The sequence below is a fragment of the Amycolatopsis sp. cmx-11-51 genome (genome assembly GCF_047608665.1).
Lineage (GTDB): Bacteria > Actinomycetota > Actinomycetes > Mycobacteriales > Pseudonocardiaceae > Amycolatopsis.
Genome location: NZ_JADNQO010000002.1, coordinates 142732 through 168663, shown reverse-complemented (window position 1 = coordinate 168663; position 25932 = coordinate 142732). Strand labels below are relative to the sequence as shown.

Annotated in this window: 24 protein-coding genes; 10 read left to right on the top strand and 14 right to left on the bottom strand. The window is 70.2% G+C overall.

Annotated elements, in window-relative coordinates; genetic code table 11:
- Nucleotides 1-54: 54 nt before the first annotated feature.
- Entirely contained in the window at nt 55-1740 is a 1686-nt protein-coding gene (locus ACM6LU_RS09635; RefSeq protein WP_414937285.1) for a DUF885 domain-containing protein, read from the bottom strand.
- Nucleotides 1741-1782: 42 nt separating this feature from the next.
- The gene (metF, locus tag ACM6LU_RS09630; RefSeq protein ID WP_414937284.1) at nt 1783-2667 is read right to left on the bottom strand and encodes a methylenetetrahydrofolate reductase [NAD(P)H]; all 885 of its coding nucleotides are present in this window, start codon (nt 2665-2667) and stop codon (nt 1783-1785) included.
- Nucleotides 2668-2786: 119 nt separating this feature from the next.
- Between metF and merB the strand changes: the two genes are divergently transcribed.
- Nucleotides 2787-3464: an organomercurial lyase gene (merB, locus tag ACM6LU_RS09625; RefSeq protein WP_414937283.1), complete on the top strand. Its 678-nt coding sequence runs from the start codon at nt 2787-2789 to the stop codon at nt 3462-3464.
- Here merB and ACM6LU_RS09620 read toward each other — a convergent pair.
- Together ACM6LU_RS09620 and ACM6LU_RS09615 are read right to left on the bottom strand one after the other, a co-directional pair.
- Nucleotides 3461-3766, bottom strand: a complete 306-nt coding sequence (locus ACM6LU_RS09620; RefSeq protein ID WP_414937282.1) for an AzlD domain-containing protein — start codon at nt 3764-3766, stop codon at nt 3461-3463. The genes merB and ACM6LU_RS09620 overlap by 4 nt on opposite strands.
- Complete coding sequence (locus ACM6LU_RS09615; RefSeq protein WP_414937281.1) at nt 3763-4431, bottom strand: AzlC family ABC transporter permease; 669 nt, start codon at nt 4429-4431, stop codon at nt 3763-3765. Before ACM6LU_RS09615 ends, ACM6LU_RS09620 begins: the two co-directional genes overlap by 4 nt.
- A gap of 47 nt (nt 4432-4478) precedes the next feature.
- Between ACM6LU_RS09615 and ACM6LU_RS09610 the strand changes: the two genes are divergently transcribed.
- The 6 genes from ACM6LU_RS09610 to ACM6LU_RS09585 all read left to right on the top strand — a co-directional run bounded on the left by ACM6LU_RS09610 (nt 4479) and on the right by ACM6LU_RS09585 (nt 9748).
- Nucleotides 4479-5027, top strand: coding sequence for a CGNR zinc finger domain-containing protein (locus tag ACM6LU_RS09610; protein ID WP_414937280.1), 549 nt, complete (start codon nt 4479-4481; stop codon nt 5025-5027).
- Between the two features lie 151 nt (nt 5028-5178).
- The gene (locus ACM6LU_RS09605) at nt 5179-6270 is read left to right on the top strand and encodes a polyprenyl synthetase family protein (RefSeq protein ID WP_414937279.1); all 1092 of its coding nucleotides are present in this window, start codon (nt 5179-5181) and stop codon (nt 6268-6270) included.
- Entirely contained in the window at nt 6270-7745 is a 1476-nt protein-coding gene (gene crtI, locus ACM6LU_RS09600) for a phytoene desaturase family protein (RefSeq protein WP_414937278.1), read from the top strand. Before ACM6LU_RS09605 ends, crtI begins: the two co-directional genes overlap by 1 nt.
- A complete protein-coding gene (locus tag ACM6LU_RS09595; protein ID WP_414937277.1) occupies nt 7742-8671 on the top strand; it encodes a phytoene/squalene synthase family protein in 930 nt (309 codons plus the stop codon). Before crtI ends, ACM6LU_RS09595 begins: the two co-directional genes overlap by 4 nt.
- The gene (locus ACM6LU_RS09590) at nt 8668-9453 is read left to right on the top strand and encodes an LLM class F420-dependent oxidoreductase (protein WP_414937276.1); all 786 of its coding nucleotides are present in this window, start codon (nt 8668-8670) and stop codon (nt 9451-9453) included. Before ACM6LU_RS09595 ends, ACM6LU_RS09590 begins: the two co-directional genes overlap by 4 nt.
- 46 nt (nt 9454-9499) lie before the next feature.
- Nucleotides 9500-9748, top strand: a complete 249-nt coding sequence (locus ACM6LU_RS09585) for a hypothetical protein (protein WP_414937275.1) — start codon at nt 9500-9502, stop codon at nt 9746-9748.
- An 84-nt stretch (nt 9749-9832) separates the two neighbouring features.
- Here ACM6LU_RS09585 and ACM6LU_RS09580 read toward each other — a convergent pair whose 3' ends face one another.
- Entirely contained in the window at nt 9833-10201 is a 369-nt protein-coding gene (locus tag ACM6LU_RS09580; protein WP_414937274.1) for an Rv2175c family DNA-binding protein, read from the bottom strand.
- A gap of 184 nt (nt 10202-10385) precedes the next feature.
- Here ACM6LU_RS09580 and ACM6LU_RS09575 point away from each other — a divergent pair, with 184 nt between their 5' ends.
- Both ACM6LU_RS09575 and ACM6LU_RS09570 read left to right on the top strand, forming a co-directional pair.
- Nucleotides 10386-12440 (top strand): PASTA domain-containing protein, encoded by a 2055-nt coding sequence (locus ACM6LU_RS09575; protein ID WP_414937273.1) that lies wholly within the window; start codon nt 10386-10388, stop codon nt 12438-12440.
- A gap of 118 nt (nt 12441-12558) precedes the next feature.
- Nucleotides 12559-13350, top strand: coding sequence for a hypothetical protein (locus ACM6LU_RS09570; protein ID WP_414937272.1), 792 nt, complete (start codon nt 12559-12561; stop codon nt 13348-13350).
- Between the two features lie 224 nt (nt 13351-13574).
- Here ACM6LU_RS09570 and ACM6LU_RS09565 read toward each other — a convergent pair whose 3' ends face one another.
- On the bottom strand, nt 13575-14408 hold the full coding sequence (locus tag ACM6LU_RS09565) for an NAD(P)H-binding protein (protein ID WP_414937271.1): 834 nt from the start codon (nt 14406-14408) through the stop codon (nt 13575-13577).
- Nucleotides 14409-14503: 95 nt separating this feature from the next.
- Here ACM6LU_RS09565 and ACM6LU_RS09560 point away from each other — a divergent pair, with 95 nt between their 5' ends.
- Entirely contained in the window at nt 14504-15253 is a 750-nt protein-coding gene (locus ACM6LU_RS09560) for a TetR/AcrR family transcriptional regulator (protein WP_414937270.1), read from the top strand.
- A gap of 75 nt (nt 15254-15328) precedes the next feature.
- Here the strand turns inward: ACM6LU_RS09560 and ACM6LU_RS09555 are convergent, their stop codons facing one another.
- Genes ACM6LU_RS09555 through ACM6LU_RS09520 form a run of 8 tightly spaced genes read right to left on the bottom strand, consistent with a single transcriptional unit; the run spans nt 15329 to nt 25700 of the window.
- Entirely contained in the window at nt 15329-16156 is an 828-nt protein-coding gene (locus ACM6LU_RS09555) for a cell division protein FtsQ/DivIB (protein ID WP_414937269.1), read from the bottom strand.
- A 2-nt stretch (nt 16157-16158) separates the two neighbouring features.
- The gene (gene murC / locus ACM6LU_RS09550; RefSeq protein ID WP_414937268.1) at nt 16159-17583 is read right to left on the bottom strand and encodes a UDP-N-acetylmuramate--L-alanine ligase; all 1425 of its coding nucleotides are present in this window, start codon (nt 17581-17583) and stop codon (nt 16159-16161) included.
- The gene (murG, locus tag ACM6LU_RS09545; protein ID WP_414937267.1) at nt 17576-18700 is read right to left on the bottom strand and encodes an undecaprenyldiphospho-muramoylpentapeptide beta-N-acetylglucosaminyltransferase; all 1125 of its coding nucleotides are present in this window, start codon (nt 18698-18700) and stop codon (nt 17576-17578) included. The genes murC and murG overlap by 8 nt, the downstream gene beginning before the upstream one ends.
- Entirely contained in the window at nt 18697-20190 is a 1494-nt protein-coding gene (gene ftsW / locus ACM6LU_RS09540) for a putative lipid II flippase FtsW (protein WP_414937266.1), read from the bottom strand. Before ftsW ends, murG begins: the two co-directional genes overlap by 4 nt.
- Entirely contained in the window at nt 20177-21580 is a 1404-nt protein-coding gene (murD, locus tag ACM6LU_RS09535) for a UDP-N-acetylmuramoyl-L-alanine--D-glutamate ligase (RefSeq protein ID WP_414937265.1), read from the bottom strand. Before murD ends, ftsW begins: the two co-directional genes overlap by 14 nt.
- A gap of 3 nt (nt 21581-21583) precedes the next feature.
- Nucleotides 21584-22669: a phospho-N-acetylmuramoyl-pentapeptide-transferase gene (gene mraY, locus ACM6LU_RS09530; RefSeq protein ID WP_076154832.1), complete on the bottom strand. Its 1086-nt coding sequence runs from the start codon at nt 22667-22669 to the stop codon at nt 21584-21586.
- Complete coding sequence (locus ACM6LU_RS09525) at nt 22666-24198, bottom strand: UDP-N-acetylmuramoyl-tripeptide--D-alanyl-D-alanine ligase (protein ID WP_414937264.1); 1533 nt, start codon at nt 24196-24198, stop codon at nt 22666-22668. Before ACM6LU_RS09525 ends, mraY begins: the two co-directional genes overlap by 4 nt.
- Entirely contained in the window at nt 24195-25700 is a 1506-nt protein-coding gene (locus ACM6LU_RS09520) for a UDP-N-acetylmuramoyl-L-alanyl-D-glutamate--2,6-diaminopimelate ligase (protein ID WP_414937934.1), read from the bottom strand. The genes ACM6LU_RS09525 and ACM6LU_RS09520 overlap by 4 nt, the downstream gene beginning before the upstream one ends.
- Nucleotides 25701-25932 lie beyond the last annotated feature (232 nt).

Here is a 25932-nt window from a genome sequence, read left to right as displayed (position 1 = left end):
TTCGTCACAGCTTCCGCCGTGGCGCGATCGCCCGCACGAGTAGCGAGAGCGGGCTCAGTCCAGCGCGGCCAGCATCTCCCGCAGCGTGTCCAGCCCCATCCCGCCCAGCGCCAGCGCCCGCGTGTGGAACTGCTTGATGTCGAAGGCGTCGCCCTGCCGGGCACGGGCCTCGTCGCGCGCGGCGAGCCAGAGGCGTTCGCCGAGCTTGTACGACGGCGCCTGCCCCGGCCAGCCCAGGTAGCGGTCGATCTCGTCGTGCACGTGGGCCGGGTCGGTGACGGTCCGGGTGAGCATGAACTCCAGGCCGAGTTCGGGCGTCCACCGCTCGCCCTCGTGGAAGCCGGTGCCCGCCGGGATCTCCAATTCCAGGTGCATACCGATGTCGACGATCACGCGCGCGGCGCGGAACAGCTGCTCGGACAGCATGCCGAACAGTTCCCCGTCGTCGGCGAGGAACCCGAGGTCTTCCATCAGCCGCTCGGAGTACAACGCCCAGCCCTCGGCGTGCCCGGAGGTGAACGCCAGCAGCCGCTGGTACTTGTTCAACGACTCGGACTGGTCGACGGCGGTCGCGATCTGCAGGTGGTGGCCCGGAGCGCCCTCGTGGTAGACGGTGCTGACCTCACGCCAGGTGGTGAACTCCTCCCGGCCCTGCGGCAGCGACCACCACATGCGGCCGGGGCGGGAGAAGTCCTCGCTCGGGCCGGTGTAGTACGCGCCGACCGTGCCGCCGGGCGGGGCGATCCTGCACTCCAGCTCCATGACCTGGTCGGAGATATCGAAGTGCTTGCCGCGCAACGACTTCAGCGCGTTGTCGGACAGATTCTGCATCCAGGCCTGAAATTCCGACCGGCCGCGCACGACGTACTTCGGATCGGCGTCGAGGACGGCGGCCGCCTCGGCGAGGGTGGCGCCGGGTTTGATCCGGCCGGCGACCTCGCGCATCTCCGCTTCGATGCGGGTGAACTCGGCCCAGCCCCAGGAGTAGGCCTCGTCCAGGTCGAGGGTGGCTCCGGTGAACACCCGGGACCACAGTTGGTACACCTCGGCGCCGACGGCGTCCTTGACCGGCGCCCGCGGGGCGAGCTCGGCGCGGAGGAATCCGGCGAACTCCGCGTACGCCTCCTGCGCGGCGCGGGCGGAGTGCTCGAGTTCAGCGCGAAGCTCCGCGCTCACGCCCTTCGCACCGGAGATCAGCGCGGTGAAGAACCCGGTCTCTTCCTTGAGCCCCGCCCAGGTCTCGGCCTGCTCGGCGACCTTGCCGACCTGGCGGAGCGCCGAGACGTGGCCCGCGTCGGCGGCGGCGAGCAGCGACACGCGATATTGGTCGAGCGCGTCGGGAATCTTGGCCATGCGGGCGGCGATGGTCGCCCAGTCCGACTCGGTCTCGGCGGGCATGAGGTCGAAGACCATCCGCAGGTTCTGCGCGGGGCTCTCGATCACGTTCAGCTCGGCGATGTCGAGACCCGCCTCGTGGATCTCCAGGATCAGCCCGATCCGCTCGGTGAAGACCGCCTTGGCCGCGCGTTCGCCGTCTGCGCGTGGCTCGGCCGCTTCGATGTCGGCCAGTGCGCGGGAGGCGATCGAGGCCCGCGCCGCGTACCCGGCGGGCGAGTAGTCAGTCAGCTGGTCGTCGTATCCGGAGATGCCGTACGTCGTCGCGGTGACCGGATCGGCCGCCGCGTACTCGTCGACGTACCGTTCACAGATCTGGTGCACACTTTGCGCGGTTGAAGCCATGCCCGGCACGCTACCGGGACGGGGGGCGAATTCGGTACGGAGTTACGCGCGAGCCGGGACCAAGCCGAGCCTGCTGACCACCTCGCGCGTGGCCTTGGACCGGTTGAACGTGTAGAAGTGCAGGTCAGGGACACCTTCGGCGATAAGCCGCTCGCACAGTTCGGTCACCGTGTCGATCCCCGCCGCGCGGAAGGACTTCGGGTCGTCGGCCAGCGGTTCGAGCCGGTCGAGGAGCCGCCGCGGCGCGGGAGCGCCGGAGAGTTTGATCGACGTGTGCAGCGTCCGCAGCGTGGTCAGCGGCATGATACCGGGGATGACCAGCGCCTCGCAGCCGGTGGCCGCCACCCGGTCCCGCAGGCGGAGGAAGTCCTCGGGTTCGAAGAACAGCTGCGCGATCGCGAAATCCGCGCCCGCCCGGAGCTTGCGCACGAGGTACTCGGTGTCGGCTTCGAGATTCGCCGACCTCGGGTGGCCGTACGGGAAGGCCGACACGCCGACGCAGAAGTCGCCGAGGGACCGCACCAGTTCGACGAGTTCCTCGGCGTAGTTGAGCCCGTGCGGGTGCGGGACCCAGTCGCCGTAGACATCGCCCGGCGGGTCGCCCCGCAGCGCGAGGATGTTCCGCACGCCGACGGCGGCGTACCAGCCGATGACATTGCGCAGTTCCGCGACCGAGTGGTTCACGGCGGTGAGGTGCGCCATCGGCACCAGCGTGGTCTCGGTCGCGACGCGGGCGATACTGCGGATCGTGCCGTCGCGGCTGGAGCCGCCGGCGCCGTAGGTGATCGACATGTACGCCGGGTCCAGTGGCTCGAGTTCCCGGATCGACTTCCACAGCACGGCCTCGTCCGCGGTGTCCCTTGGCGGGAAGAACTCGATGGAGAACACGGGTCCATCACCCTGCAACCGCTCGACCACCGACGTCATACCGCCATGTTAAAGGGGAAAGTCCGCTGGCTGGGAGCCCCCTCCCAGGCAATGGACGGCGGCTCGAGCCACTCGCGAGCGGTTGCCGAGCGGCGCCCGCCTGGGGAGACTCAGGAGCCATGAGCGCCGAAGACGACATCAGCTGGGACGAAGACGTCCGCGTCGCGGTCTACCGCGCGTTCGCCGAGCGCGGGAGGCCGCCGACGGCGCCGGAGCTGGCCGACGCCGCCCACGGGTCGCTCGCGGTGGCGAAACAGGCGCTGCACCGGCTCGCGGAGCAGCGGCATTTGGTGCTCGACGCTCGCGAGCACGTCACGATGGCGCATCCGTTCGCGGCGATCCCGCTGGGGTTCTCCGTGATGGGCGAACGGACGCTCTGGTGGGGCGGCTGCGCGTGGGACGCGTTCGCGATCCCGCATCTGGTCAAGGCCGAACCCGAGGTGCTGGTGTCCACCCGCTGCCGTGGTTGTGGCGAACCACAGGTACTGATGGTGAACGACCAGACCCCACCGAAGGGTGAACTGGTCGCCCACTTCCTGGTCCCGGCGGCGCGGATGTGGGACGACGTCGTGCACACCTGCGGCAACCAGCGGTTGTTCTGCGGCGAGTCCTGTGTGGATGGTTGGCTCACCGAAACGGGACAGAACAAGGGATACGTCCTGGATCTCGCGACGCTGTGGCGGCTCGCGGCCGGTTGGTACGAGGGCAGGCTCGAGCATGGCTACCAGCGACGCGATCCGGCCGCGGCGGCCGCGTACTTCCAGCGGGCCGGGTTGTCCGGACCGTTCTGGAGCTAGATCAGGAAGCGCAGCGCGGCGGTGACGACGACCCCGCAGAGGATCGCGGCGAGCACCGGTACGCGCAGCACGTAGGTCACCGCGATGGCGGCCAGTCCGGCGCAGAGCGTCCAGTCGACCCCGGTCCAGGCCTGGCCGGTGACGTCGGTGAGCACCAGACCGGCCAGCAGTGCGGGCGCGAGCAGCGCGATCACGCCCGCCAAGCGGGGCGGCAGTTCCCGGTCGCCGAGCAGGGCCGGGCCCGCCGCCTTGAACCCGACGCTGATCAGCGCGACGGCGACGATGGCGATCCAAAGTGTCATCGCCGGGCCCCCAAACCCACGATGGCGGCTGCCGAAGCGCCGATCAGTGCGAGCCCGACCGGGACGAACAGCACCAGGACCCCGGCCAGACAGGCGGCGAGCGCCGCCGTCCAGACCGCCTCGCGGGAACGGCGCAGTTCATCGATGAGCAGGACCAGGAAGAAGCCGGGGAACACGACGTCGAGCCCGAAGCGCGCGATGATGTCCGGCGACGGGGCGGCGAGGACACCGAGCACCGTGCCCAGCACCCACGCGGGTAACTGGACGAGCGTGCAGCCGATGAGTTTCTCTCGGTCGAAGCGCCCTTCGCCGAGATGGGCGGCCACCCAGGAACCGTCGACGACGGCCTGCCCCTCCCACGCGCGGCGCGGGCGACCTCCGCGCAGGTCCTTGGCGACGGCGACGCCCATCGGTAGGAAACGGGCGTTGATCAGGGCCGCGGCGCCGACCGCGACGGCGAGGTTGCCGCCGCCCGCCAGCGCGGTGGCCATCGCGAACTGGGCCGAGCCGGAGAACACGATGATCGACGCGACGATCGGGGCCGCGATCCCCCAGTTCAGAGTCTGGCTGTAGGCGCCGAAGGTGATACCGAGGACGAAGGTCGCGACACCCAGCCCGAGGCCGACTCGGACGCCGGCCAGATAGGGCCGCCGGAGCGTTGTCATGCCTCGACTCTAACAAGCTAAACTGAGTTTGACCATTAGGAGGCTTCGTGGACCGCCACTGGGACGGGTACGACAGCATCGGCGGGAGCGTGCCGTTGGACCTGGTCAACACCGTTTCCTGGCGGCGCGATCCGGCCAGGCGGGACGACCGGCTTTCCGATCCGGTGCGGCTGTCCGAATGGGTCGTCCTGGTCGGCGCGGGCGACCAGCGGCTGGAGATCTCCGAGGCCGTCCTGGAGACGGTGAAGACGTTCCGCGAAACGCTTTATCGGGTGCTCGTGTCGGACCCACCGGACGTCGAGGCGCTGCGGAAGACGCTGGTCTCCGCGTACCGGCACGCCGAACTCGCGCCGTCCTTGCCGCTGCGCTGGACGGTCCCGCTGGTGAACGCCGCCGCGTTGCCGCACTTTCTCGCGCTGGCGGGCGAGGAGTTGCTGCGATCCGGGGACTTCGAACGGATCCGGGAATGCGAGGGGCCGGGATGCGGCTGGATCTTCACCGACCACACGCGCAACCGGTCGCGGCGCTGGTGCAGTTCGTCGGACTGTGGGAACCGGGCGCGGGCGAAGCGCCACTACGACAAAGGTCGCGCCTGACATCACCCGCAATTAGTCCTCTAGTTGCGGTCCATGCGCGTGCAACTACCGCAACTAGAGGACTAATTGCGGTGAGGGGGTGACGTCTCGTTCGCCACATTCGGAGGCACCCGACTGGGTAACGGCGGTGTCCTTCCCGGAGGATGTGCTCATGGACACGTCCGCCTACGACGCCGATCTGCCCGCCAACGTCGAGCGGGCGCTGGCCGGGTTCCTGGAGCGCGCCGGTGCCGAAATCCGCCGCACCGAACCGACCGTCGGAGTCGGGATCGACGCTCTGGCCGGGTTCGTGCTGGGCGGCGGCAAACGCCTGCGCCCGACGTTCGCCTGGTGGGGCTGGCGTGGCGCGGGCGGCGATCCGGCGGGGCCGGACGTCGAAGGCGTGCTGCAGGCGGTGGCCAGCCTGGAGCTGATCCAGGCATGCGCGCTGATCCACGACGACCTCATCGACTCCTCCGATTCGCGCCGCGGTTCGCCGACGGTGCACATCGCGGGCGCCAAGCTCCACGCCGACAGCGGCTGGCTGGGTTCGCCGAGCACGTTCGGGCTCGCGACCGCCGTCCTGGTAGGCGACCTCGCGCTGGCCTGGGCCGACGACATGTTCGGCGAGGCCCCGCTCCCGCCCGCGGCCCTCGCGGCGGCGCGGCCCGCGTGGCGCGCGATGCGCACCGAGGTGCTCGCCGGGCAGTACCTCGACGTCCGCACCCAGGCCACCGGCGACGCCTCCCCCGAGGCGGCGCTGCACATCTGCAAGCTCAAGACGGCCGCGTACACCGTCATGCGCCCGCTTCACCTCGGTGCCGCACTCGGTGGCGCCGACGACGCCTTGATCGCGACGCTGCGCGAGTTCGGTGACGAGGTCGGCGTGGCGTTCCAGCTGCGGGACGATCTGCTCGGCGTGTTCGGCGACCCGTCGGTCACCGGGAAACCGGCCGGCGACGATCTGCGCGAAGGCAAGCGGACGCTGCTGGTCGCACTGGGTCTGCAGCGAGCCGCGGAGCAGGGCAAGAACGCCGCGGCACGGGTCATCTCCGACGCCATCGGCGACGCGCACCTGTCCGAAGACGCCGTCGAGACCGTGCGCGAGGCACTGCAGGACGTCGGCGCCGTCGACGCGGTGGAACGCCGCATCGACGAGCTCACCGAGTCCGCGATGGCGGCGCTGGACCGCGCTCATCTGGCCGAGCCCGCCCCTGCCGCGTTGACCGGGCTGGTCGTCAAGGCGACCCAGCGGACGTACTGATGCGCACCGTCACCGGTCCGAGTGACCACGTGGTGGTGATCGGTGGCGGGCTCGCCGGGCTGTCGGCGACGCTGCACCTGCTCGGCGCCGGACGCCGGGTGACTCTGCTGGAGCAGGACAAGACTCCCGGCGGCCGTGCCGGCCAGGCGGATTTCGGCGGCAATACCGTCGACACCGGTGCCAGTGTGCTGACCATGCCGGAGCTGCTCGACGAGGCCTTCGCGGCGGTCGGCGAATCCCTGGCGGACAACCTGACGCTGACCCGGCTCGACCCGGCCTATCGCGCGCGGTTCGCCGACGGCAGCACGATCGCCGTGCACACCGAGGCGGTGGCGATGGAGGCCGAGATCCGCGCGGTCGCGGGCCCGGCCGAGGCCGAGGGTTACCGTCGTCTGCGGCGTTGGCTCACCGAGTTGTACGCGGTGCAGAAGGACCATTTCATCGGCGCGAACTTCGACTCCCCGCTCGACCTCGTCCGCCCGGAGCTGGCGAAATTGGCCGCACTGGGCGGTTTCGGACGGCTCGGCCCGAAGATCGGCGGCTTCCTGCGCGACGACCGGGTGCGTCGCCTGTTCTCCTTCCAAGCGCTCTACGCGGGACTCGACCCGGCGCGCGCGATCGGCGCGTACGGCGTCATCTCCTTCATGGACACCGTCGGCGGGGTCTACTACCCGACGGGTGGGATGGGCGCGATCGCGCGGGCGATGACGAGCGCGGCCGAACGAGCGGGCGCGGAACTGCGATTCGGCACCGAAGCCGCTTGGCTGGAAAGGGTTTCCTCGCGGGTGCGCGCGGTGCGAACCCGCTCCGGTGAGCGGATCCCTTGCGACACCGTGGTTCTCGCGACCGAACTCGGCACCGCGTACCGGCTGCTCGGCGCCCGTCCCCGGCGTCCGCTGCCGCTGCGGTACTCGCCGTCGGCTGTCGTGCTGCACGGACATACGCCGAAAATTTGGCCGGAACTGGGCCACCACACCATTTTCTTCGGCCACGCCTGGGAAAAGACGTTTTCGGAGATCATCCGCGAGGGCAGGCTGATGAGCGATCCGTCACTGCTGGTGACTCGGCCGACCGCGACCGAACCGGGGCTCGCCCCCGGCGGCGACCAGGTGATCTCGGTGCTGGCCCCGGCGCCGAACCTGCGCCGCGGCAAGATCGACTGGGGCAGGGTCGGGCCCGCTTATCGGACGGAACTCCTGCGGACACTGGAAAAACGCGGCCTCACCGGGTTCGCGGACGACTTCGCCATCGACGAGACGATCACTCCGGCGGGCTGGGCGGAGCGCGGCCTCACCGCGGGAACCCCGTTCTCGCTCGCGCACACCTTCGCCCAGACCGGCCCGTTCCGGCCGGGAAACCTGATGCGGGCGGCGGAGAACGTCGTGCTGGCCGGCTGCGGGACCACACCGGGCGTCGGCATCCCGCCGGTGGTGATCTCCGGCAGACTCGCGGCGGGAAGGGTCACCGGCCGATGAAGGAACTCGACGCCGCGGGCATCACCCAGCCGGCGTTACGGGCGGCGTACACCGAATGCCGCCGCATCAACGCCCGCTACGGCCGCACCTTCTTCCTCGCGACCCGGCTGCTGCCGTCGCGGACACGGCCGTTTGCGCACGCGCTGTACGGCTTCGCGCGGATGGCGGACGAACTGGTCGACAATCCCACGCCCGGCACCGATCCGGCGTTCGCGCTCGACGAGGTCGCCGGACTGGTCGGGCAGGTCTTCGACGGCGGCACGCCCGCCGATCCGGTGCTGGCCGCGCTCGCCGACACCGTGCGGCGCCACGACCTGGACCGCGACCTGTTCGACGCGTTCCTGCGATCGATGGCGATGGACCTCAAGGTCACCGAATACGCGACCTACGCCGACCTCAAGGACTACATCCACGGTTCGGCCGAGGTGATCGGCCTGCAGATGCTGCCGGTCTTCGGTACCGTCGTCCCGATCCCCGACGCCGAACCCGGTGCCGCCGCGCTGGGCGAGGCGTTCCAGCTGACCAACTTCCTGCGCGACGTCGGCGAGGACCTCGACCGGGGGCGGCTGTACCTGCCCACCGAGGAACTGGCCGCGTTCGGCGTCGACCGCGAACTGCTCGCATGGTCACGTGCCCGCGGCCTGCCGGACCGGCGGGTACGGCGCGCGCTCGCCGTGGCGGTGGCGCGCAACCGGGCGGTGTACCGCCGGGCCGAAGCGGGAATCCCGTTGCTGCGCGAGGAATCCCGGGACTGCGTGCGGACCGCGCTCGTGCTCTACGAGGGCATCCTCGACGAGATCGTGGCCCTCGGTTACGACGTGCTGAACACCCGCGCGGTCGTCCCTCGCCGTCGTCGCGCGGCCGTCGCGTGGGCGAAGTTACTGACGAGCGCGTGGAGCAACTCCAGGCTTAAGGTGCGAACATGACCACTGCTTCGAACAGGAAGATCCGGATCGGCGTCCAGCTGCAGCCGCAGCACGCCGAGTACAAGGCGATCCGCCGGGCGGCTTCGGAGGCCGAAGACCTCGGTGTGGACATCGTGTTCAACTGGGACCACTTCTATCCGCTGTACGGTGAGCCCGAGGGCCTGCACTACGAGTGCTGGACCATGCTGGGCGCCTGGGCGGAATCCACGTCACGGGTCGAGATCGGCGCGCTGGTGACGTGCAACAGCTACCGCAATCCCGAACTGCTGGCCGATATGGCCCGCACCGTCGACAACATCTCCGACGGACGGCTGATCCTCGGCATCGGCTCCGGGTGGTTCGAGAAGGACTACGACGAGTACGGCTACGAATTCGGCACCGCCGGCGGGCGGCTCGACAACCTCGCCGAGGCACTCCCCCGGATCGAGAGCAGGCTCGGGAAGCTGAACCCGCAGCCGGTCCGCAAGATCCCGGTCCTGATCGGTGGCGGCGGCGAGAAGAAGACGCTTCGCCTGGTCGCGAAGCACGCCGATATCTGGCACGGCTTCGGCGACCCGGAGGTCGTCGAGCGGAAGGTCAAGATCCTCGACCAGCACTGCGCCGACGTCGGCCGGGACCCGAAGGAGATCGAGCGTTCGGTCGCCGTCGAGGGCGAGCCCGAGGAGCTGGGTCCGAAGCTGCTGGAGCAGGGTGTCTCGCTGTTCACCGTGGCGACCGGCGGGCCGGACTTCAACCTCGACAAGCTGCGGTCCTGGATCCAGTGGCGGGACAAGCAGAGCTGAATCCGTTTCATGTGTGACGAACGGGACTTTCAGTGCAGATTTTGCGATGAAAGTCCCGTTCATAGCGTTCCGGGTTGCCTACCTGCGCTTCCTGCTCACGGCCGCCGGACCCGACGTGGTGACCCTGACAGCCGCGGCCCTACTCGCCGGGTTCGCCGAAGGACCGCAGCTTTCGGCGCTCTTCGCCATCCGGCATCGCGAAGCGCCCGCGGAAGTGCGAGCCCAGGTTTTCGCGACGGCGGCGAGCGTGAAGATCACGGACTCGCGACGGGTGCCGCGGCCGCGGGACTGTTGAGCGCACTCTCCGTAACCACCGCACTGGGTGCCGCGGCGGGCTGCCAGTTGCTCGCCGCCGCGACGTATGTCCTGTTCAGGACGTCTAGAATGCCATCGACTGCGCGCGCCGCTTGACCTCGGTGCCATGGCTGGTGCGAAGCGCGTTGACCGGGGTGGCTCCCGGCAGGGTCTCATCCTCGGCGAAAAGCCAGCGCAGCATCTCCGTCCTGCTGAAGCCGGAGTCCGCGAGCACGGTGATGGTGCCCGCCAGGCCCTTGACCACGCCGTCCTTCACCAGGAACGCGGCCGGGACGTATAGCTCACCCTTGCGCCGGACGGCGATCAGATGACCGTCACGTAGCATCTGGCGCACCTTGTTGGCCGAAATGTTCAGCGCGGTCGCGACCTCCGGAAGCGGAAGAACGGCCACATCTGCACCGAGAACGTCGTCGGCGACGGGAATCCCACTCACAGGTGACACTGTGCCACATTCCGTCTATCGCTCCGCTGGGACGCATGGGTGACGGCGTGGACATGACGGAGAGTATCCATACGATCACGCATACCGCTGATTCGAGGAAATAGCCGAAATCGTGATCCCAGGTGAGCCAGGTCCCGTACACCAGAACATGGGCACCTCCGTACGATCCATAGCCGTGACACGCACGGACCCCACTCTGGTGGGCACTCTGCTCGAGGGCCGCTACCGGGTGGACAAGCTGCTCGCACGCGGTGGGATGTCGTCGGTGTACCGCGGCGTCGATACCCGCTTGGACCGCCAGGTCGCCATCAAGATCATGGACCCGCGCTTCGCCGACGACAGGTCGTTCGTCGAGCGCTTCGAACGGGAGGCCCGCTCGGCGGCCCGGCTGCACCACCCGCACGTGGTGGCCGTGCACGACCAGGGCTTCGACACCCCTGGCGGGGAGGAATCCGGCCGTGCGTTCCTGGTCATGGAGCTCGTCGACGGCGGGACCCTGCGCGAGCTGCTCTCCGAACGCGGCCCGCTGGACGTCCCGCTCGCGCTGAGCATCACCGAGCCGGTGCTGTCCGCGCTGGCCGCGGCGCACGCCGCCGGACTGGTGCACCGCGACGTCAAACCGGAGAACATCCTCATCGGCCGCGGCGGCACCGCGCTTTCGGGCGGCGTGGTCAAGGTGGGCGACTTCGGCCTGGTCCGCGCGATCGCGAGCGCGGGCACCACGAGTTCGAGCGTCATCCTCGGCACGGTCGCCTACGTCTCGCCCGAACAGGTCGCCACCGGCGCGACCACCTCGCGCGGCGACGTCTACTCGGCCGGGATCCTGCTGTACGAAATGCTCACCGGGCGCGCGCCCTACACCGGCGACACCGCCATCTCGGTGGCGTACCGGCACGTCAACGACGACGTCCCGCGCCCGAGCGAACTGCGGCCGGGGATCCCGCCGCAACTGGACGAGCTGATCCTGCGCGCCACCCGCCGCGACCCCGAGCTGCGCCCGGCCGACGCCGCGGTGTTCCTCGCCGAGCTGCACCACCTGCGCACCGTCCTCGGCATCCCGGCGGTCCCGGTGCCCGTGCCGCTGCCGCCGGACGCCGACCGGGAGACCGACGCGGAGCGCACCACCCCCGGTATCCCGGCCGTCCCGGCGGTGAATTCCGCCTTGGCGACCGCGGTGCTGACGCCGGTCACCGAGGCGACCATGCCGGTCACCGGGCCGCGCGGAACGCAGGCGCTGCACCGGGAACCACAGGTGCCCGCCGCCCAGCCGCCCCGGACGCCTCCCCCTCGTCCCCAACCGACCGCAAACGACGACCAGCCGCGGTCGCGCAAGCGTCTCTACCTGATGATCGCGGCCGCGGTGGTGATCATCGGCGGCCTGATCGGCGCGTTCGCGTTCATCCTCAACGACACCGGCCCGACCTCGTCGTCCGTGCCGAAACTGGCCGGGATGAACCAGGCCGCCGCCGGTGACGCGCTCCGGTCGGCGAAGCTGACCCCCGTCTACACCGAGGAGTACAGCGACACCGCCGCGCAGCACACGGTGATCCGGTCCGACCCCGCGGCGGGCACCTCGCTCGCGCCGGGCGCCACGGTCGACGTCGTGCTGTCCAAGGGCCGCCCGATCGTGCCGGACATCCAGGCCGGGACGAGCCAGCAGGACGCGGAAACGGCGATCAAGGCCGCGCAGCTCACCCCGGTCCAGGGTGAGCAGGAGTTCAGCGACGTCGCCAAGAACAAGGTGATCCGTGTCGACCCGAGTCCCGGTTCGCAGCTGAACATCGGCGGGCAGGTCACCATCGTCCTGTCCAAGGGTCCCGAGCCGCTGCCGCCGGTCCCGGACGTCACGGGCCAGGCCAAGGACGCCGCGTTCGCGCTGCTGCAGCAGGCGGGTTTCCAGCCGTTCCAGGCTGGCGAGGAGTTCTCCGACCAGCTCGCCGCCGGCCAGGTGACCCGCACCGATCCGAAGGGCGGCGGCAAGGCGAGCAACCGCCGGATCGGAGTTTTCGTTTCGAACGCCGTCGAAGTACCGAACGTGACCTTCAAGCGGATGGAAGAGGCGATCCAGATCCTGCGCCAGGCGGGCCTGGAAGCCGACCGTGAGGGTCGCGGAAACGGCAACGGCCACGGCGGCGGAAACGGTGGTTTCGACTTCGTCCTGCAGCAGGATCCGCAGCCGGGCACCAAGGTGCCGAAGGGCACGAAAGTGCGGCTCAGGGGCTTCGGGTGACGCGAAAGGTGCACTGAAACCGTTCAGTACCGGGCCGGTCATCGGATACCGTGAAGCGCATGGTGGTCTTTGACGGCGTGAGTGGCGTGTCAGCCAGGTTCGCCCCATTCGATCCGCGATGAGCTTCTTCACGGCCGGCCCGCGCAGCCGTCCCCTGTTCCCGGTGCCGGAGCAGGAACTGTTCGGCTACAACGGCCGCCCCTGGGTCGACTCGCCGCACGAGCACATCGTCCCGGCGATCCTGCCCTGGTCGATGCCGCTCGGCCGCGCCGAACGAACCATCGTGGCGCTGCGCGGCATCGAGGTGTGGCCGGAGGCGGTGTCCTTCCAGCTGTCGGTGTACTCGCGGGACCTCCTTCCCGGCGATCCCGGCGAAGGCCTGATCGACCACCGCCGGGTCCCGGACTACAACGCGCTGCTCGTCGGGGTGCTCTTCCCCGACGGCCGCCGGGCCAGTTCGGAGACCATCTCCGTGCCGTCCGCGTCGAAACCGGACCAGCCGGTGCTGCGCGCGCAAGGGCTGAGCGGTACGTCGTTCCACGTCGACCACGAGATCTTCTTGTGGCCGCTGCCGCCCGCCGGGCCGCTGGAGTTCGTCGTCCAGTGGCTCGACCGCGACATCGAGGAGACGCACACCTCGCTCGAAGGCACCGCGATCCGCAACGCCGCCAAGGAGGCGGGTGAGATCTGGCCCGGCCTGCCCGCCCGCGAGGCGCACGGGCTGCCGGTCCGCCGGGTCGGGGCGCAGGCGATGATCACCCCCGCTTGGCCCCGTGAGTCGCAGGCGCCGCCTCCGCTGCCCCAGCCGCAACGATCTTCCCCGCCACCCCAGCCACCCGCTTCGGCGACGGCGGACCGGCCACGGCGGGGTGCGCCGCTGCCGACCCGCCTCCCCCGCCGGGCACGCTGAGCGTTCAGCCAAAGGCCTCGTGAGTGGTGATTCGAGAGGGCCAAGGGTGTCTTAGGTACCTACCGCGGTGCGCCGCCGACGGTTTCGCGTGACCAGCGGGACGACTCGCTGCGTAACCCGGCCGCGCACGTGCCGTCCATCCCGTCACGCGTGTCGTCCATCGGCTCACCCGTGCCGTCCAGCCAATCACGCGAAACGGCCAGCTCGGTATCAGGGCCTCGACTTCAGCGGAAGGCTTCGACGTTCGCCACGGCCCACTCCGCGTAGCTGACACCGGGCCGTCCGGTGAGTTCCTCGACGACGCCCGTCGGCGTGTCGGGGTTCTCGGTGAAGTACGCGAAGCCGTCGAGCAGCCACTCGGAGATCTCCGGCGGAATCCCGGCGTCGGCCCACTGCTTGTTCGCCTCCTCCCGGGTGAGCTCCTGGAAAGTGACCTCCTCGCCGAGCGCGGCCGAGATGGCGGCGACCTGTTCGCGCTGGCTGATCGCCGTCGGCCCGCTCAGGGTGTGCTTCTTGCCGACGTGCCCTTCGGTCAGGATGACGTGTGCCGCGACGGCGGCGATGTCCCCGAGGTCGATCGGCGTCATCCGCGCTTCGGCGTAGGCCTCGCGGACCACGCGTTCGGACTTGATCGTCCCCGCCCAGCCGAGGGTGTTGTTCATGAACGCGCCCGGCCGCAGGAACGTCCAGTCGAAGCCCGCCTCGCGGACCGCCTTCTCGACGATCGCGTAGGCCACACCGCTCGAGTTCTCCGCCGGGTCGTCGGCGTTGTTGCCCGAAAGCGCCACCACTCGGCGCACTCCCGCTTCCTTCGCCAGCTTCACGAAGTCGTCCACCGTGTCCGCCAGCGGCGCCAGGTACACGGTCTCGATGCCCTTCAGGGCTTCAGGCAGCGTCTCCGGCTTGCCAAGGTAGCCCTTGGCGACCTCCACCTGCTCCGGAAGTGCCGCCTTCACCGGGTTGACGGTCAGCGCCCGCACCGGCGCTCCGGCCCGCACCAGTTCGTCGACCAGCAGCCTGCCGACACTGCCGGTCGCGCCGGTCACCAGGATCGTCACGATTCCCCACTCCTTTTCGTACGTCCTACGGATATGGTTTAACCGTACCTCATACGAGAATGTAGAATCCAGCTACGCGGCCGAGTGGAGTGTGGATGGACTTCGAGCGCAGTCTCGATCTGTTGTGGCGTGACCGTGGCGACGCCCGGCAGCCGACCAGGGGTCGGAAGCCGAAACTGACCCTCGACCAGGTGATCTCCACCGCCGTCGCGCTCGCCGACGGCGCGGGTGAGGCGACCGTGTCGATGAGCCAGATCGCCAAGGAACTCGGCGCCGGCACGATGACGCTCTACACCTACGTCCCCGGCAAGACGGAACTGCTCGACCTCATGGTGGACTCGGTGCTCGCCGAGCGTGACCTCCCCGGCCCCGGTGATCCCCGGCCGGACGGCTGGCGCGAACAGGTGCGGCTCTACGCCGAGCGCACCCTGGCCGTGTTCCGGGCGCATCCGTGGCTGCGCTCGACGTCGATGGTGCGGCCGGTGCTCGGACCGGGGCTGATGGCTGGCCAGGAGTACCTGATCGCGGCCGTGTCGGACATCGGGCTGGCGCCGCGCGAGGCGGCCGCGGCCGCCAACAGCATCGAAATCTACGTCCAGGCGAACGCGGCGTTTTCGGCCGAGACCGCCCAGGTCGAGCGGCGGACCGGGCAGTCGACCGATGCCTGGTGGGTGCAGCGGTCGGTGTTCTGGGAGAAGTACTTCGACGTGGAGCGGCATCCGGGAATGACCCGGATATGGGAAAGCGGGGGTTACGACTCGGACACCTGCGAAGCCGCCAATGAGACCTTCACGTTCGGCTTGGAGCGCATGCTGGACGGCATCGAAACCCTGGTCACCCCCTGACCCCCTCCCTCGCGTTTCGTCCTCTAGTTGCGGTAGTTGGCAGCGCGAACTACCGCAACTAGAGGACGAAACGTGTCAGGAGACGGTGGGCAGGTCGGGTGCCGAGACGTCGAAGACCTTCCCTTCGCGGGTGAGAAGCGCGGCGAGGACCTTCGCCTTGCGTTCGGTGTCGGCCGAGGTCCCCCAGCGCACCGTCTTCCCGTCGGCCAGCGCGAACTCGACGCTGCCGGGCGTCTTCGCCGTCGCGGTGATGACCTGCTTCGACAACTGCTGCGGGATCACGCCGAGGACGCCGGTCACCGCGCGGGTCACCGGGTCGTCGGCCGACACCAAGGGCAGCTTCAGCTCGGGCAACCCCGTGGGCCGCTCCTTGACGGTCTTGAACACCACTCCCCCACCGTCGACGAGGTGCACGCCGTCGCCGCCGGGCCCGCTGTCGAAGAACGCGATCGCGGCGCGTTCGGTCACGGTGATCTCGAGTGTGCCCGGCCAGGACCGGGAGACGTCGACGGTGGCGATGCCGGGCATCTGCGCCACCCGGTCGCGGATGTCGTCGGTGTCCAGGCGCAGCATCGGTTTCTGGTCCGGCACCGCCGCCGCGGCGCGGATCTGGTCCGCGGGCACGGAATTCGCCCCGGCGACGTCCACCTGCCGCACGCCCAGCATCGAGCTGAACCACAGCAGGTAGACGACGGCGACGACGGTCAGCACCGAAAGCAGCGCGACCCAGCGCCGCCGCATCTCCCTGCGCTTGACCGGCCGGGTGGTGCGGCGGCGGTCCTGGACGGACCGCTTGCCGCGCCGGGCCTTCGCCTGTTGAGCCCGGTTAGCCCGGTGAACCCGGTCCCTGCTCGGACGCCGACCGGGTTCGGCCGGGCGGCGGCGTTCCCCGGTCTGCGTCATGGCTAGCCCGCCCGCCGGTCCAGCTCGGCCAGGATCTCCGGGCCGAGCTGCGTGACGTCGCCCGCGCCCATGGTCACCAGCAGGTCGCCGGGTTTGACCAGGTCCGCCGCGAGCTTCGCCGCGACGTCGAACGCGGGCTGGTAGTGCACGGTGACGCCGGAGATCTGATCGGCGATGAGCGCGCCGCTCACGCCGGGTTCCGGTTTCTCGCGGGCACCGAAGACGTCCAGCACGACGACCTCGTCGGCCAGCGACAGCGCGGCGGCGAACTCCTTCGAGAACGTCTTGGTGCGCGAGTACAGGTGCGGCTGGAAGACCACGATGACCCGCCCCGACCCGGCAGCCGTCCGCACCGCGCGCAGCTGCGCGTCGACCTCGGTCGGGTGGTGCGCGTAGTCGTCGTACACCCGGACGTCGCCCGAGCGGCCCTTGAACTCGAACCGCCGCCGGACGCCGCCGAACGCGGCGAGCCCTTCGGCCAATTTTTCGGCGGGCGCGCCCAGCTCGATCCCGGCCAGCAGCGCGGCGATCGCGTTCAGCGCCATATGTTCGCCCGGCACCGCGACGCGGAGGTCGATCTCCTTGCCCTGCAAAGAAATCCGCACGAAACCGCCGTCGGGGGCCGGTGCGAAGTCCAGCACCTTGGCGTCGTCCGCGCCGGTGACCGAACGCCCGTAGCGGCGGACGCGGATGCCGCGTTCCTCCGCCTGCGTGCCCAGCCTGTCGGCGCCCTCGTCGTCACCGCAGACGATGAGCAGCCCGCCCGGCTCGATCCGGCCGAGGAAGTCGGTGAACACCGAGACGTACGCCTCGGCCGTGCCGTGGTGGTCCAGGTGGTCCGGCTCGACGTTGGTGACCACGGCGACCGACGGCGAATAGGCCAGGAACGACCCGTCGCTCTCGTCGGCCTCGGCGACGAAGACGCCGCCCTCGCCGTGGTGCGCGTTCGCGCCCGACTCGTTGAGGTCACCGCCGATGGCGAACGACGGGTCGAGGTGGCAGTGCATCAGCGCGACGGTCAGCATCGACGTCGTCGACGTTTTGCCGTGTGTCCCGGCGATGCACGCGACGCGGTGGCCCTCCATCAGCCCGGCCAGCGCCTGCGCGCGGTGCAGCACGGTGATCCCGCGTTCCCGCGCGGCCGCCAGTTCCGGGTTGGTCTCCTTGATCGCGGTCGACACGATCACCGAGGACGGGCCTTCGGGGAACGCGTCGAGGTTCTCGGCGCGCTGGCCGACGGCGATCTCGGCGCCCTGGGCACGCAGCGACAGGAAAGCGCGCGACTCCTTGGCGTCGGAACCGGAGACCTGGACCCCGCGGGCCAGCAGGATGCGGGCGATACCGCTCATCCCGGCGCCGCCGATCCCGATCAGGTGGGCACGCCTGAGCGTTTCGGGCAGCTCTTGATCAAACCCAGTGTCAGGCACCGGCGGCCTCCAGCACGATCTTGGCAAGGATCTCGTCGGCCTCTCGGTGGCCGAGACCGACCGCGGCAGCACTCATCTTCGCGATCCGGCCGGGGTCGGAGACCAGCGGGATCACCAGTTCCGCAACCTTGGCGGCGGTGAGGTCGGCGTCGGCGACCATCAGCCCGGCGCCCGCGTCGACCGCGGGCCGGGCGTTGACCGCCTGTTCACCGTTGCCGTACGGCAGCGGGACGAACACCGCGGGCAGGCCGACGGCGGAGACCTCGGCGACGGTCATCGCGCCGGAGCGGCACAGCACCGCGTCGGCGGCGGCGTAGGCCAGGTCCATGCGCTCCAGGTAAGGCACCGGGACGTAGGCGGGCTTCCCTGGAAACTCCTGGACGACCAGTGTGTTCTTCGGCCCGTGGGCGTGCAGGACACCGACACCGGCGTCCGCGAACTCCTTGGCCGCGCCGGAGACCGCGCCGTTGATCGACACCGCGCCCTGCGAGCCACCGAAGACCAGCAGCGTCGGGGCGTCGGGGTCGAGCCCGAAGAATTCGCGGGCTTCGGCGCGCAGCGCGGGCCGGTCGAGCGAAGTGATGGAACGGCGCAGCGGGATGCCGACGACCTCGGCCTTCGCCAGCGGTGTCCCCGGGACGGCGACGGCGACGCGAACGGCGAACCGCGCGCCGACCTTGTTCGCCAGGCCCGGCTTCTCGTTGGCCTCGTGCACCACGATCGGCGTGCGCCCGCGCGCGGCGAGATAGGCCGGGAGCGCGACGTAACCACCGAAGCCGACGACGACGTCCGCGCCGACCCGCTCCAGGATCTCCCGGGTGCGCTTGACCGAGTCGCGGACCTTCATCGGCATTTTCAGCAGCTCAGGCGTCGGCTTGCGCGGCATCGGCACCGGCGGGATCAGCTCCAGCGGGTAGCCGCGCGCCGGGACGAGCTTGTTCTCCAGTCCGCGCTCGGTCCCGAGCGCGATCACCTTCGCGTCGGGACGCAGGCGCATCACCGCGTCGGCGAGCGCGAGTGCCGGCTCGATGTGTCCTGCGGTGCCGCCGCCGGCGACCACGACCACCGGCGCCTTGCCCGCGGCGGATCTCTCGGCTCCCTTAACGGGGTTGTTCACCTATGACCTCTCCGGTTTGCGGTACCCCTTTTCGCGGTACCGCGGTTCGCTGCCGTTCGCGCGGCCGTCCTTCTGCCGGGTTCCCGTACCGAGCGGCGCCGCTCCTGGGCGGGCGACGGCCTCGCCGTCCTCGGCGCGGGCCTCGCCGCCTTGGCGGCGACGCTCCTGGCCGCGGTGCCCTTGCGCTTGGCGGGCGGGCGGTACGGCTCGGGCGCGGGAAGCCTCAGCAGGCGTCCGAATTTACCCGGCCCCTGCGAACGCAGTGCGGCCACCGCCTCCGGTTCGTGCCGGGCGGCGTTGGCGAGGATCCCCATGATGAGCATGGTGATCACCAGCGACGTCCCGCCGTAGGAGATCAACGGCAGCGTGACCCCGGTGACCGGCAGCAGGCCGACGACGTACCCGATGTTGATACCTGCCTGCGCGACCAGGAAAACGGTCAGCGTGCCGGCGACGATCCGGATCCACGGGTCGAGGTTGCGGGTGGCGATCCGCAGGCCCACGATGGCGACCCCGGCGAACAGCCCGAGCACCACCGCGCAGCCGATGAAGCCGAGTTCCTCGCCGATCAGGGCGAAGATGAAGTCGTTCTGCACGTTCGGCAGGTAGCCCCAGTTGGATTGGCCCTGGCCGAGGCCCTTGCCGAACATCCCGCCGTCGGCGAGCGCGAGTTTCGCCTGGTTGGCCTGGAAACCGTCCGCGCTGGTGTCCGGGTCGCCGGAGACGAACGACATGACCCGCCTGAGCCGGTACGGGGCGATGATGGCCAGCACCAGCACCCCGGCGAGACCACCCGCGAGGATGACGCCGAACAGCCGTTTCGGCGCGCCCGCGAACCACAACAGGGCCAGCAGCACCACCGCGAGGGTGACCGTGCCGCCGAGGTCGGGCTGCATCATGACCAGCGCGAACATCAGCAGTGCGATCGGCACGACCGGGACGAGCAGATGCCGCCACTGGTTGATGATGTTGTACTTGATCACCAGGATGTGCGCGCCCCAGAAGGCCAGCGCGACTTTGGCGGCCTCGACCGGCTGGAACGCGAACCCGCCGAGCCTGAACCAGCCCTGCGAGCCGTTGACCGTGGACCCGAGCGGGGTCAGCACCAGTACGAGCAGCCCGAGGCAGACCACGGTCGCCGTCGCCGACAGCCGACGGACACGTTCCAGCGGGATCCGCAGCCCGACCCAGAACACCACCGCGCCGATCGCGACGAACATGATGTGCTTGCTGAACTGCGCGTACACGCCGGTGCCGGTCTTCGGGTCGTACGAGGCGACCGACGAGGCGGACAGCACCATCACGGCGCCGATCACGGTCAGCACGCCGGTGAGCGCCAGTACCAGGTGGAACGAGGCGAGCGGCCGCGAAAGCCACGCCGTCAGCGCGGTGCGGAAGGCGACGAACGGGCTTTCCTTGCGTTCGCGGCCCTCACGAGACTTGCGCTGCCGAGGGGCAGGCTCGCGCTTCTTTTCCTCAACCGCCGTCACTGGTCTCCCCCGCACCGTCGCGCAGGACACGGACCGCGCTCGCGAACGCGTCGCCGCGCTCGCCGTAGCTCGAGAACATGTCCAACGACGCCGCGGCGGGGGCCAGCAGCACCACATCTCCGGGGCGCGCCAGGGCGCGGGCCGCCTTCACCGCCGCAGTCATGAGGTCATCGTCACCCGGACGGAGGCTGTTGACCGGGACATCCGGCGCGTGTCGCGCAACAGCGGCGGCGATCACGGGCGAATCGACGCCGAACAGCACGACCCCGCGCAGCCTGCCGGCGATCGAGGCGACCAGTTCGTCCACGGAAGTGCCCTTGAGCTGGCCACCGGCGATCCAGACGACGTTCAGATGCGCGCGCAGCGAACCACTCGCCGCGTGCGGGTTGGTCGCCTTGGAGTCGTTGATGTACCGGACGCCGTCGATCTCGCCGATCTCCTCGGCCCGGTGGGGGGCAGGCCGGTACTCGCGCAGGCCCTTGGCGACGTCCTCGCCGCTGACGCCGTACGCGCGGGCCAGCGCGGCCGCGGCGAGCGCGTTGGAGACGTTGTGCGGGCCGGCGGGACGGACGTCGGCCAGCGTGCCGAGTTCGTCGGCGCTGGTCGCCGGGTCGGCGACGAAGGCGCGGTCGACCAGCAGGTCCTCCACGATCCCGAGTTCACCGGGGCGCGGGGTGTCCATGCCGAAGGCGACCCGGCGGGCGTCCGCGGGCGCGTGCTCGTCGGCGAGCCGGGCGGACCACTCCTCCTGGAGGTTGTGCACCACGTTCCGCGAACGGGCGTGGACACGTCCCTTCGCGGCGGCGTACTCCTCCATCGAGCCGTGCCAGTCGAGGTGATCCTCGGCCAGGTTCAGCACCACCGAGGCGTGCGGGGCCAGCGTGGACAACCAGTGCAGCTGGTAGCTCGACAACTCCACGGCGAGCACCTCGTGCCCGGCCCGGACCGCGTCCAGCACCGCGAAGCCGACGTTGCCGCAGGCCACGGCGTCGACTCCGGCGGCGCGCAGGATCGACTCCAGCATCCCGACCGTGGTGGTCTTGCCGTTGGTCCCGGTGATCGCGAGCCAGACCGGGGGCTTGTCACGCAGCTGCCCGACGCGCCAGGCCAACTCGACGTCGCCGATCACCTCGATCCCCGCTTCGGCCGCCGCCACCAGCAACGGCGACGACGGCCGCCAGCCGGGGCTGGTCACGACCAGCTCGACACCTTCGGGCGGCGTCGAAAGACCCGGCACCAGCTCGGCGCCGAGACCTTCAAGCTCCGCCAGCCGTTCGGCGTCGCCGTCGGTGACGGTGATCCGCGCGCCCTGGTCCAGCAGGACGGGGATGATCGACTTGCCGGTGATCCCGGCACCGGCGACGAGGACGTGACGACCGGCGAGCTCCACCGCTTAACCCCCGAGACCGAGCTGTTCGCTGTAGAACAGGCCGAGACCGAACATGCAGCAGATGGCTGAGAGCAGCCAGAACCGGATGATGACCGTGGTCTCCGCCCAGCCCGCCAGTTCGAAGTGGTGATGGAACGGGGCCATCCGGAACAGCCGTCGCCGGGTCGTGCGGAACACCGCGATCTGCGCGACCACCGAGATCATCTCGACCATGAACAAACCGCCGATGACGATGGCGAGCAGTTCGGTGCGGGTGGTCATCGACAGACCGGCGACGAGACCACCGAGGGCCAGCGATCCGGTGTCACCCATGAAGATCTTCGCCGGGGCCGCGTTCCACCAGAGGAACCCGACACAGGCGCCGGTCGCCGCGGCGGCCACCACGGCCAGGTCCAGCGGGTCACGGACGTCGTAGCAGGCGGCCTGCGGGGTGACCGCGCATGAGAGGCGGGTCTGCCAGAAGGCGATGACGACGTAGGTCGCCAGCACCATCGCCGCGGTGCCGCCGGCGAGACCGTCGAGACCGTCGGTGAAGTTCACCGCGTTCGACCAGCCCGAGATGACGATGTAGCAGAAGATCACGAAGAACACCGACGGGAAGGTGATCAGCGCGAGGTCTCGCACGTAGGACAGGCTCTCCGACGCCGGGGTCAGCCCGCGCTCGTCGGCGAACTGCAGTGCCAGGATCGCGAAGCCGATCGTGACCACCAGCTGGCCGACCAGTTTCGCGGTCTTGTTCAGCCCGAGGTTGCGCTGTTTGCGGATCTTGATGAAGTCGTCGAGGAATCCGACGATCCCGAGACCCACCGCCAGTGCGAGGACCAGCAGCCCCGAAGCGGACGGGCCGCCGGTGCCGTTGCCGCCGCTGAGCGAACTGATCAGATGAGCTACGAAGTACCCGACGACCATCGCGACGATGATCGCGACACCACCCATCGTCGGGGTACCGCGCTTGGATTTGTGTCCCTGCGGTCCTTCCTCCCGGATCTCCTGGCCGAAGCCCTGCCGGGAGAAGACCCGGATCAGATAGGGAGTGAGGAGGATGGAGACCAGCAGGCCCGCCGCGGCCGCGATCAGGATGCTGATCACGCGTCACCACCGTTCGCGCGTTCTTGAGAGGGGGAAGGGGGTACTGCAAGGGATTCAGTGTTCGTTCCGGGGGAGGCGAGCACGGCGTCCGCCACTCGCCACAGCGCGGCGGCCTTGGACGCCTTCACCAGCACCACGTCGCCCGCGCGGAGCTGATCATGCAGCAGGGCGATGGCGGCCTCGACGTCGGGTACCAGTACCGACTCCTCGCCCCAGGAGCCCTCCTGCTGGGCGCCCTGGTGCGTGGCCGCGGCGGCCTGTCCGATGACCACGAGCTTGTCGATGTTGAGCCGGACGGCGAGCCTGCCGATGCCGTCGTGCGCCGTCACCGAGTCTTCGCCGAGGTCGCCCATCACGCCGAGCACGGCCCAGGAACGGCGCTGCGCGCTCATCGAAGCGAGTGCCTTGAGCGCGGCCCGCATCGACTCGGGGCTGGCGTTGAACGAGTCGTTGAGCACCGTGACGCCGTCGGCGCGGGTGGTGACCTCCATACGGCGATCCGAGCGCCGCTCGAGACCGGACAGGAGTGCGGCGACCTCTTCGGTCGTGGAGCCCATTTCCAGTGCCACGGCGGCGGCGCTGAGCGCGTTGCCGACATGGTGCTCGCCGTAGAGCGGCAGCTTCACCGGCGCTTCGCCGTCCGGGGTGACCAGGCGGAACGACGCGCGTGCTTCGCCGTCGAGGGTGATGTCCACTGCTCGGACCTGCGCGGACGCGCTCTCGCCGACGAAGACCACCCGCGCGGTCGTGCGGCTCGCCATGGCCGCGACCAGCGGGTCGTCGATGTTCAGGACCGCGACACCGCCGTCTTCCGCGCTCGGCAGCGCCTCGACGAGTTCGCCCTTGCCCTTGGCGATGCCGTCACGCGAGCCGAACTCGCCGACGTGCGCGGTGCCGACGTTGAGCACGACCCCGATCCGCGGCGGCGCGATGGCCGCCAGCTCGGCGATGTGGCCGGGCCCGCGGGCGGACAGCTCCAGCACCAGCTGCCGGGTCGAGGCGTCGGCCCGCAGCGCCGTCCAGGGGTGGCCCAGCTCGTTGTTGAACGACCCCGGCGGCGCGACCGTCGGGCCGAGCGGCTCCAGCAACTGGGCGATGATGTCCTTGGTGGAGGTCTTGCCCGACGAGCCGGTGACACCGACGACGGTCAGGTGGTCCCCGGACAGCTTCTCGATCACGTACCGGGCGAGTTTGGCCAGCGCGGCCAGTACCGCGGCACCGGCACCGTCCTTGTCCGAGACCAGCGCGAACGCCCGCTCGTGCGCGACACCGGCGTCCAGCGACGGCACGATCACGGCCGGGGTGTCGACCTCGCGGGCCGCGAGCACCGCGACGGCGCCGGACTCGATGGCCTTCGCGGCGAAGTCATGGCCGTCGACCTTCGCACCGGGCAAGGCGACGAACAATCCGCCGGGCGTGACCTGGCGGGTGTCGAATTCGACGCTTCCGGTGACCTCGGCGGTGCCGTCGGTCCGATGCAGCCTGCCGCCGACGATGGCGGCGATCTCGGCCAGGCTGAGCACGATCACTCTGTCTCCAGACGTCTGCGGATGGCGGAAGCCAGTTCGTCCCGGTCGGAGAACGGGTGCACGACACCCTGTACCTCCTGGCCGGTCTCGTGGCCCTTGCCCGCGATGAGCACGATGTCGCCGGGCCGGGCCAGCTCGACCGCGTGGACGATGGCCTCACGACGGTCGGCGATCTCGAGGATCTCGCCGCCCAGCGCCGGTCCGGCGTTGCGGGCACCGGCCAGCATCGCCGCCCGGATCGCGGCCGGATCCTCCGAACGCGGGTTGTCGTCGGTCACGATCAGCACCTCGCTGCGCCGGACCGCCGCCTCACCCATCACCGGGCGCTTCGCGGTGTCACGGTCGCCGCCGCAGCCGAGGACGGTGATGATCCGGCCCTCGGTGCGGGCGCGCAGCGCGTCGAGCCCCTGCGCGACCGCGGCGGGCTTGTGCGCGTAGTCGACCACAGCGGTGAACGGCTGGCCGAGGTAGACCCGCTCCATCCGGCCCGGCACCTCGACCGAGGCGAGCCCGGCGACGATGACGTCGAGCGGGACACCGGCGGTGCTGAGGATCCCGGCCGCGAGCACGGCGTTCGCCACGTTGAACTCACCCGGCAGCGGGATCTTCGCCGAAGTGGCGAGGCCGTCGGGGCCGTGGAGGGTGAACGTCTGCTCCCCCGCCGGGGTGGGCGTCAGGTCGGTCGCGCGCCACAGCGCGTCCGATCCCGGCTCGGTGGAGACGGTCACCGTGTGCGGGGTGAGGAGTGCGTGACCCCAGGCGCTGTCGACGACGACCACCTCGGCGGTGGAGCGGCCGTCGAACAGCAGCGACTTGGCGGCGAAGTACTCCTCCATGTCCTTGTGGAAGTCCAGGTGGTCCTGGGAGAGGTTGGTGAAGGCCCCGACCGCGAACCGCGTGCCGTTGACCCGGCCCAGCGACAGGGCGTGGCTGGAGACCTCCATCGGGACGTGCGTGACCCCGCGCTCCACCATCACCGCGAGGAGCGCTTGCAGATCCGGCGCCTCGGGGGTGGTGAACCCGCTGGCCAGCCGCTCGCCCGCGATCCTGGTCTCGACCGTGCCGATCAGCCCGGTGGTGAGCCCGGCCGCTTTGAGCCCGGCGTCGACCAGGTACGACGTCGTGGTCTTGCCGGACGTCCCGGTGATGCCGAGGACGGACAGCCCCAGCGAGGGCTCGCCGTAGATCCAGGCCGCGATCTCACCGAGGGCGGCCCGTGGGTCCGGGTGCACCAGGATCGGCACGCCGGCGTCGCGGAGCACCGGGCGCTCGGCTCCGGCCTCGTCGGTGAGCACGGCGGCCGCGCCGGCGGCGATGGCCTGGTCGCTGAAGTCCGCGCCGTGGGCGCGGGCACCGGGAAGCGCGGCGAAGAGGTCGCCGGGGAGGACGTGCTGCGCGCGCAGCGTGCTGCCCGTGACCGTCAGCTCGGCCGCGGCCGGGTAGTCGTCGCCACCCACCACGAGCCGCGCGCCCGCCCTGGCGAGCAGCGTGCCCAGCGGCATCGGCTCGATCCTGGCCGGACGAGGAGGCGCGGCGACGGCCTTGACCGGGCTGTCCGGAACCTGGGCAGCCGTCGCGCCGGACCTGCTTTCGACGGCGGGACCGCTGCGGGGATCTGAAGTAGGCACCGACACAGCCAAGGAGGTTACCGGCGCGGCATTCGGGTGACGGAAGCGGTGCGGGGTGTGCGCGCGGTGATCATGCCCGTGGTAATGGATTTCGCGGGCTCTCGTT

Bases quoted from the DNA above. Each gene is read 5' to 3' on its own strand.
- ACM6LU_RS09590 (WP_414937276.1), top strand. From the start codon at position 8,668: ATGACCACTGCTTCGAACAGGAAGATCCGGATCGGCGTCCAGCTGCAG.
- metF (WP_414937284.1), bottom strand. From the start codon at position 2,667: ATGACGTCGGTGGTCGAGCGGTTGCAGGGTGATGGACCCGTGTTCTCC.
- ACM6LU_RS09555 (WP_414937269.1), bottom strand. From the start codon at position 16,156: ATGACGCAGACCGGGGAACGCCGCCGCCCGGCCGAACCCGGTCGGCGT.
- ACM6LU_RS09570 (WP_414937272.1), top strand. From the start codon at position 12,559: ATGAGCTTCTTCACGGCCGGCCCGCGCAGCCGTCCCCTGTTCCCGGTG.
- ACM6LU_RS09585 (WP_414937275.1), top strand. From the start codon at position 9,500: ATGAAAGTCCCGTTCATAGCGTTCCGGGTTGCCTACCTGCGCTTCCTG.
- ACM6LU_RS09620 (WP_414937282.1), bottom strand. From the start codon at position 3,766: ATGACACTTTGGATCGCCATCGTCGCCGTCGCGCTGATCAGCGTCGGG.
- ACM6LU_RS09605 (WP_414937279.1), top strand. From the start codon at position 5,179: ATGGACACGTCCGCCTACGACGCCGATCTGCCCGCCAACGTCGAGCGG.
- ACM6LU_RS09615 (WP_414937281.1), bottom strand. From the start codon at position 4,431: ATGACAACGCTCCGGCGGCCCTATCTGGCCGGCGTCCGAGTCGGCCTC.
- crtI (WP_414937278.1), top strand. From the start codon at position 6,270: ATGCGCACCGTCACCGGTCCGAGTGACCACGTGGTGGTGATCGGTGGC.
- ACM6LU_RS09595 (WP_414937277.1), top strand. From the start codon at position 7,742: ATGAAGGAACTCGACGCCGCGGGCATCACCCAGCCGGCGTTACGGGCG.
- merB (WP_414937283.1), top strand. From the start codon at position 2,787: ATGAGCGCCGAAGACGACATCAGCTGGGACGAAGACGTCCGCGTCGCG.
- ACM6LU_RS09635 (WP_414937285.1), bottom strand. From the start codon at position 1,740: ATGGCTTCAACCGCGCAAAGTGTGCACCAGATCTGTGAACGGTACGTC.
- ACM6LU_RS09520 (WP_414937934.1), bottom strand. From the start codon at position 25,700: ATGCCGCTGGGCACGCTGCTCGCCAGGGCGGGCGCGCGGCTCGTGGTG.
- ACM6LU_RS09560 (WP_414937270.1), top strand. From the start codon at position 14,504: ATGGACTTCGAGCGCAGTCTCGATCTGTTGTGGCGTGACCGTGGCGAC.